The 6,070-nt window shown below is 72.7% G+C and carries 7 protein-coding genes; 2 read left to right on the forward strand and 5 right to left on the reverse strand.

Annotated features, from left to right (window positions below):
- Positions 1–57: 57 nt before the first annotated feature.
- Together ACFCX4_RS04730 and tcmP are read left to right on the forward strand one after the other, a co-directional pair.
- On the forward strand, positions 58–348 hold the full coding sequence (locus ACFCX4_RS04730; RefSeq protein WP_376138986.1) for a hypothetical protein: 291 nt from the start codon (positions 58–60) through the stop codon (positions 346–348).
- Positions 349–518: 170 nt separating this feature from the next.
- The gene (gene tcmP, locus ACFCX4_RS04735) at positions 519–1,670 is read left to right on the forward strand and encodes a three-Cys-motif partner protein TcmP (RefSeq protein ID WP_376138987.1); all 1,152 of its coding nucleotides are present in this window, start codon (positions 519–521) and stop codon (positions 1,668–1,670) included.
- Here tcmP and ACFCX4_RS04740 read toward each other — a convergent pair.
- From ACFCX4_RS04740 to ACFCX4_RS04760, 5 genes are all read right to left on the reverse strand, one after another.
- Entirely contained in the window at positions 1,660–2,406 is a 747-nt protein-coding gene (locus tag ACFCX4_RS04740) for a DUF5131 family protein (protein WP_376138988.1), read from the reverse strand. The two genes, tcmP and ACFCX4_RS04740, sit on opposite strands and share 11 nt — an antisense overlap.
- 109 nt (positions 2,407–2,515) lie before the next feature.
- Positions 2,516–2,968, reverse strand: coding sequence for an NUDIX domain-containing protein (locus ACFCX4_RS04745; protein ID WP_376138989.1), 453 nt, complete (start codon positions 2,966–2,968; stop codon positions 2,516–2,518).
- A gap of 494 nt (positions 2,969–3,462) precedes the next feature.
- Complete coding sequence (locus ACFCX4_RS04750) at positions 3,463–4,203, reverse strand: ferredoxin (protein ID WP_376138990.1); 741 nt, start codon at positions 4,201–4,203, stop codon at positions 3,463–3,465.
- The gene (locus ACFCX4_RS04755) at positions 4,200–5,018 is read right to left on the reverse strand and encodes an ABC transporter ATP-binding protein (protein WP_376138991.1); all 819 of its coding nucleotides are present in this window, start codon (positions 5,016–5,018) and stop codon (positions 4,200–4,202) included. The genes ACFCX4_RS04750 and ACFCX4_RS04755 overlap by 4 nt, the downstream gene beginning before the upstream one ends.
- The coding region (locus ACFCX4_RS04760) for a FecCD family ABC transporter permease (protein ID WP_376138992.1) at positions 5,015–6,070 on the reverse strand (1,056 nt) is incomplete at its 5' end. The genes ACFCX4_RS04760 and ACFCX4_RS04755, both read right to left, overlap by 4 nt.

Consider the following 6,070-nt stretch of genomic DNA (forward strand, 5'->3'; position numbering starts at 1 on the left):
GAAAGGGTCATCACCATGCCGAAGGCCGGGAAGCCCCGGACGGAGACAGTGGACGGTGTGCAGGTCGTCGTCCTGTCCCCGGAGCAGTACGACGGGCTGGAGGCCAACCGGCGCAGGGTCGGGGGCCTGCAGACCCTGGTCGCCCGGATGAAACAGGAGCTGCGCCACGGGCGCGGGCTGCTGAGGGAGGTGGAGCAGCTGCTGGCGGAGCTTCCCGCCGAGCTGCTCGCGGACCTGGAGGACCGGATGGATCCGGGTCGCGGGCTCTCCGAGCTGCTCGGTGACATCCGTGCGGCACTGTCGGCCGGCGCCGCGTCGTCCGGAAGCTCAGACACGCCCGGGGAGTGACGCCGCGTGGCCCCGTCGGCCGAGCCGGAGCGGCCGGAACCGCGTTGACCACCGGTGAGTCGGCTGTCGCACGTGGTACTGGACCGGACGGCGGTCTTTACGGACGGGCTGCGGCTCGCCCACCCTGGAACGGTCGACGAGTCGTGCGGGTCTCGGGCCGGGAGGGACGGATGTCGAAGGGCACCTCGGGGGAGTACTGGACCGCGCCGGCGCTGCCCAGCCGGTTCAAGCACGACCTGTTGAGCCGGTACATACCGAAGTTCGGCGGAATGACCGGCTCACCGGGGGGTGAAGTGGTCTACCTGGACGGGTACGCGGGAGAGGGACGCTATCTCAACGGCGAGTCCGGGTCGGCCGACCGTGTGCTCAGGGTCGCGGCAGCGCACCAGGACCGAGGACAGGTCCGCTGGACGTGCTTCTTCGCCGAGAGGTCCGCCGAGTCGTTCGTCCAGCTCGAAACACTGGTGAACGAGTACCGGTCCCGAGGGGTGGATGCCCGGGCGTTCCACGGCGACGTCCACGGGCTGGTGGACGAGGTCCTCGCCGCGGCGGTGGGCAGGCCGCTGTTCCTGTTCCTCGACCCGTGCGGCCTCGCGTTGCCGTTCGAGCGCCTGGTGGACATCCTCGCGCGTCGCCGGAGCACGGCGAGGTGGCCACCCACCGAGCTGCTGCTCAACTTCAGCATGATGGCCGTGCGCCGGATCGGTGGGAACTCGCACTCCCCGAAAGGCAACGAACGCACCAACGAGCGGCTGGACGCGGTCTGCGGCGGCACCTGGTGGCGCCGCTACTTCGCCGACGGGTACACCCAGGACGCGGACGAGAGGGTGGCGGCCGAGTACAGCCTGCGGCTGGGGAAGAAGACCGGGATGCGCATGGTCTCGGTCCCGGTCACCAGGGGCCCGGGGCAGAAGGCCGTCTACAACCTGGTGTTCGGAACGCGGAGCAACCACGGACTGTGGGTGTTCGGCGACGCGCACGCACGCGCCCGTGACACGTGGTGGGAGGGCGTCGAGCTGGAGGAGGAGGCGAACGACAACGCCTTGTTCACGGTGGCGACCATGCGGAGGCCGGACCCTGCGAAGGTGCAGAAGGAGGCGGTGCCGGCCATCGCCGAGAACATCCGCAAGCTCGTACAGCGGGGGCGACCGTTCAAACTGGTCGACCACACGGTCCAGGTGTTCGGCGACTACTACGGCCAGGTCCCCGACACCGTGGTCGGCAAGGCGATCCGGCAGCTCCACGAGGCCGGGCTCATCGCCAGGGACGGCAGGGCGTCGACGATCAAGAACCTGGAGGTGCGTCCGCCGGTCAGACACTGACCGGCAGCGGCAGCTGGTCCCAGGTCCGCCCGTCGAGCAGGCGCCCGCCGGCCTTGGGGGTGTGCCCGCCCCACTGCTTGAAGAAGAACGCCACCTCGTCGCGAAGGCAGGTGTCACGGATCTCCCGGACCCATGCCGCCTCCATCGGGCGGTGCCCCGGGCCGGACTCACCACCGGCGATCACCCAGTGGATGCCGGTCAGATCGAGCCCGTCCAGCGGGCCCAGCAGCGGCTCACAGGACAGGAAGCGGACGGCGGCGGGGACCGTACGGAGGTCGTCGGCACGGGCGAGCTCCGCCGCGCCTTCCACGGACACGCCCATCCAGACGTTGGGCGGCCACTCCAGGCGCTCTGCCACACGCCGAAGCCGACGGCTCCGTTTGGTCAGCACCTGGTAGGTGTGCTCCGGAGTGTCCGCCATCACGGCGAAGACCTGGCGGACGAAGTCGAGCGGAACGCGGGCGTGGAAGAGATCCGACATCGAGTTGACGAAGACCGTCCGGGGGGTGCGCCAGCCGTACGGAGCGCGCAGGACGCCCCGGTGAAGTGTCAGATCGAAGCCCGGCCCGGACGTCCTCGGATCGCCGTCGTTCTGGTACTTCGGGGCCCCCATGGCTTTCAGCCGCTTCGCCAGTGTGAGGGCGTAGCAGTTGTCGCATCCGGCGGACACCCGGTCACACCCGGTCGTGGGGTTCCACGTCGCCTCCGTCCACTCGATCCCGCTGCGCTCGCCCACTGCCGCTCCCGACCCTTGAGGCGCGCTGTGACCGTCGGCCGCTGGCGCCTGTGTTCCGTCTTCGGAACCACCCTGCTCCGTCGAACGGAGCCCTGTCGAGCCCGGCAGGTCACAGCGTCACTGCGCCACGAATGCCGAAGAGTGGCCGCAACCGAGTGTGTGGCCGGTCGATCACGGGCTGACCGGCGCGACGCGTGCGACCAGCTCGTCGGTGCCGCCCGCGGCCCGTCGGTACATACCAGACGGTTCCGGCGGGCGCCCGGCCGCGAAGGTACTCGACGAGCGGCTGGTGATGCGGCGGGCCGGTGGTCCCGGTGATCTCCTGGACGGCCTCGTCGAGGGGGAAGAACCGTGCCTCGACGACGTCACCGGAGGGATCGTCCGACACGGTGATGTCCCCCTCCCAGGAGTCGTACTCCAGCGCACACAGGATTGCCGACGGGTACTCGGGGGTGTCGTGGTGCACGACGAAGGCCAGCCCCTCGGGAGCGGTGACCTCCAGACCGGTCTCCTCGCGGAGTTCGCGGCGCAGGGCTTCGTGGAGCAGCTCGCCCGTCTCCACCCCACCGCCGGGCAGTGACCAGGCGAGCGGCCCCCGTCCGTGACGGCCTCACGCACCAGCAGAATGTGATCCCCGGACCGCAGCAACCCGGCCACCACCTGCACACGGGGCCGGACCTTCGCCGCTGTGCCGGGTGCGGGGGAGCCGGGCTCGGTCATCGGGAGATCCCTTCTGCGGTCGAGGTGGTCTTCGGCGCGGCGTCATACGGTGGGTACGAGTTCCGCGTTGTTGCCTCGCCATCGGACCTAAGACGGTCAAACGTGTCCTGGCAGCCGGCGGTAGCAGCTTCGCCGTATCCACCGCGGGGCTTCGGCGAGGACGAATCGGCTTCGTAGATCGATGGTCACCCTACCGCCAGGCCGCCATACCGAGGTCGAGGAGGCGGATGGCGGGGCCGTGGCCGACCATGCCGACGAGGCTGCTTCACCGCGCCGTGGGCGGATCGCCGCGGGCCGGGAACGGGGTTCACCCCGCTCCCGTGCCGGTGATCGTGATCAGCCGGGGCCGTCCGGTTGCTCCTTCCGGTGGCGGGGGAGGCGGTGGGACTCCACCGGCCTTCCGCTGGTGAGGTGTTCGGTGACGATGCGGCCGGCGGCGACGGGGTCGACCTTCCCGTACCAGACGTCGTCCGGCTGGACGGTGACGACGGGGGCCTGGTTGCAGGGGAACTGGCACCCGGTCTGGGTGACGAGCACGTCGTCGTCCCCGAGGCCGTGCTCGGCCAGCGTCCGCACCAGGGTGCGCAGGCCCTCCTCCGCGCCCATGGCCGCACAGCGGGGCCCGCGGCACACCAGGACCTGGTGCCGGTGACCGGGGACGTCCTCCCAGGCCGCGGAGGTGAGGCCGGGCTCCGTGCCGGTGATCGCCTTCGTCGTCGCGGCCACCGCGGCGACCGCGTCGGGCGAGTCGGCGAGGCGGGTCGCGACGAGCAGGTCGGGCCGGTGACCCGTGCGCTCGCGCCACCAGTGCGCGGCGATCCGCCGGAGCCAGGAGTGGGCGGGGCCGGTGGCCGCGAGGCGGACGCCGACCACGAGTACGGTCCCGGTGCCCGCGTCGGCCAGTCTGGTCAGCTCGGCCGACAGGGACGGGTCCGCCTGCTGCAGGAACGCGATCGAGGCCCGGTGCGGGGCCGCCGCCCGGAGGAGCTCGTCGCGGCGGACGGCTTCCGCGATCGACATGCCGACCAGGAGGACGGCACTGCGCCGGTCGGGGACTTCCCGGGGCGGCGAGGTCATGGCGTTGTCCCTTCGTGGAGCAGTCCGTTCCACCGGACGTGCGGGCGGTCGTGCCGGGGGTGTCGTTCCACGGTGGCGTCGACGCCGTAGACGCTCGCGATCATGGGGGAGGTGAGCACCTCGGAGCCGGGCCCGTGGGCGACCAGCCGGCCGCCGCGCAGGACGGCGATGTCGTCGCAGTAGGCGGCGGCGAGTTCGAGGTCGTGCAGGGCGGCCACCGTGGTGATGCCCAGCCCGCGCACGGTGCCGAGGAACCCGAGCTGGTGGCGCAGGTCGAGGTGGTTGGTGGGCTCGTCGAGCAGGAGCACGCCCGGCTCCTGCACCAGCGCCCGTGCGAGCTGGACGCGTTGGCGCTCGCCGCCGGACAGCGTCGGCCAGGACCGGTCGAGCAGGTGGCCGACGTCGGCCGCGGCGACGGCGTCGGCGAACACCGCCCGCTCGTGGGCGTCGGCGGCGGTGTTCGCCGGGACGGGCCAGCGGCTGCGGTGCGGGGTGCGTCCGAGGTCGACGACCTGGCGGACCGGCAGCGACAGGCGGGTGTCCGCCTGCTGTTCCATGAAGGCCACCTCGCGGGCCCGTCGGCGGGCGGTGAGCGCGTGGAGGTCCTCCCCGTTCAGGAGGACCCGTCCGGCGCTCGGCCTGGTCAGTCCGGCGACCGTGCGCAGCAGGGTGGTCTTCCCGGCGCCGTTGGGCCCGAGCAGGCCGGTGATCCGGCCGGGGGCGAACGCGAGCGAGACCGCGTCCAGCAGGGTGGCTCCGCCGGCCCGGACCCGGAGTCCCTCGGCGCGCAGCTCGACGGGGGGCGTCGCCGTCACTGTCCCCTCCCGTCGGTCCGCCCCTGGCGCCACAGGAGCCAGGCGAAGAAGGGTGCTCCGAGCCCGGCCGTGACGACGCCGACGGGGATCTCCCGGTCGGGGAGGACCGAGCGCGCCACGATGTCGCTGCCCACCAGGAGGGACGCGCCCACCAGTGCCGACACGGGCAGCAGGAGGGCGTGGCGCGGGCCGCAGACGAGGCGGACCACATGCGGGACGACCAGGCCGAGGAACCCGATGACGCCGGTGTGCGCGACCAGGCAGGCGGTCACCAGTGCGGCGGTGGCGACCAGGACCCAGCGGGTGCGCTCGACGTGGACGCCGAGCGAGCGCGCGGCGGTCTCGCCGAACGCGAAGGCGTCCAGGTCACGGGCCGAGGAGGCCAGGACCGTGACCCCGATCAGCGCGACCGCGGTCAGCAGGACGGCGGTGGGCCACCGCACCCCGGCGACCGAGCCGAGCGTCCACTCCATGACACCGCGCGCCGCGTTGCGGTCCCCGAGGACCAGCACGGCGAACGAGGTGTAGGCCCCGCACAGCTGTCCCACGGCGATGCCCGCCAGCACGGTCCGGGTGGTCGGCAGCGTTCGGGTGCGGGCGGCGGCCAGGGCCAGCACGACGACGGCGGCGAGCAGGGCGCCGGCGAAGGCCGCCGTCGCCACCGCGGCGGTGCCCACCGCACCGGCCACGCCGACACCGAGGACGATCACGGTGACCGCGCCGGCGGCGGCCCCGTCCGAGATCCCGAGCAGGAAGGGGTCGGCGAGGTCGTTGCCGGTCAGGGTCTGCAGCACGGCGCCGCAGACCGCGAGGCCGGCGCCGGTCGCGGCCGCTCCCAACACCCGGGGCAGCCGCAGCTGCCAGACGATCTGGTCGTCCAGCAGCGTCACGTGCGGGTCGCCCAGCCCGAGCCGGCGCACCACGACGTCGACCACGGTGCTGACCGGTTCGTGCTGCGAGCCCACGGCCAGACCGAGGAGCACGGTGGTCAGGAGCAGGGCCCCGGCCGCGGCCAGGACCCCCGCCGTGCGGCCCGGACCGGTGGGCCGCAC

Origin of the sequence: Kitasatospora sp. NPDC056327 (genome assembly GCF_042261735.1) — a bacterium.
Taxonomy (GTDB): Bacteria; Actinomycetota; Actinomycetes; order Streptomycetales; family Streptomycetaceae; genus Kitasatospora.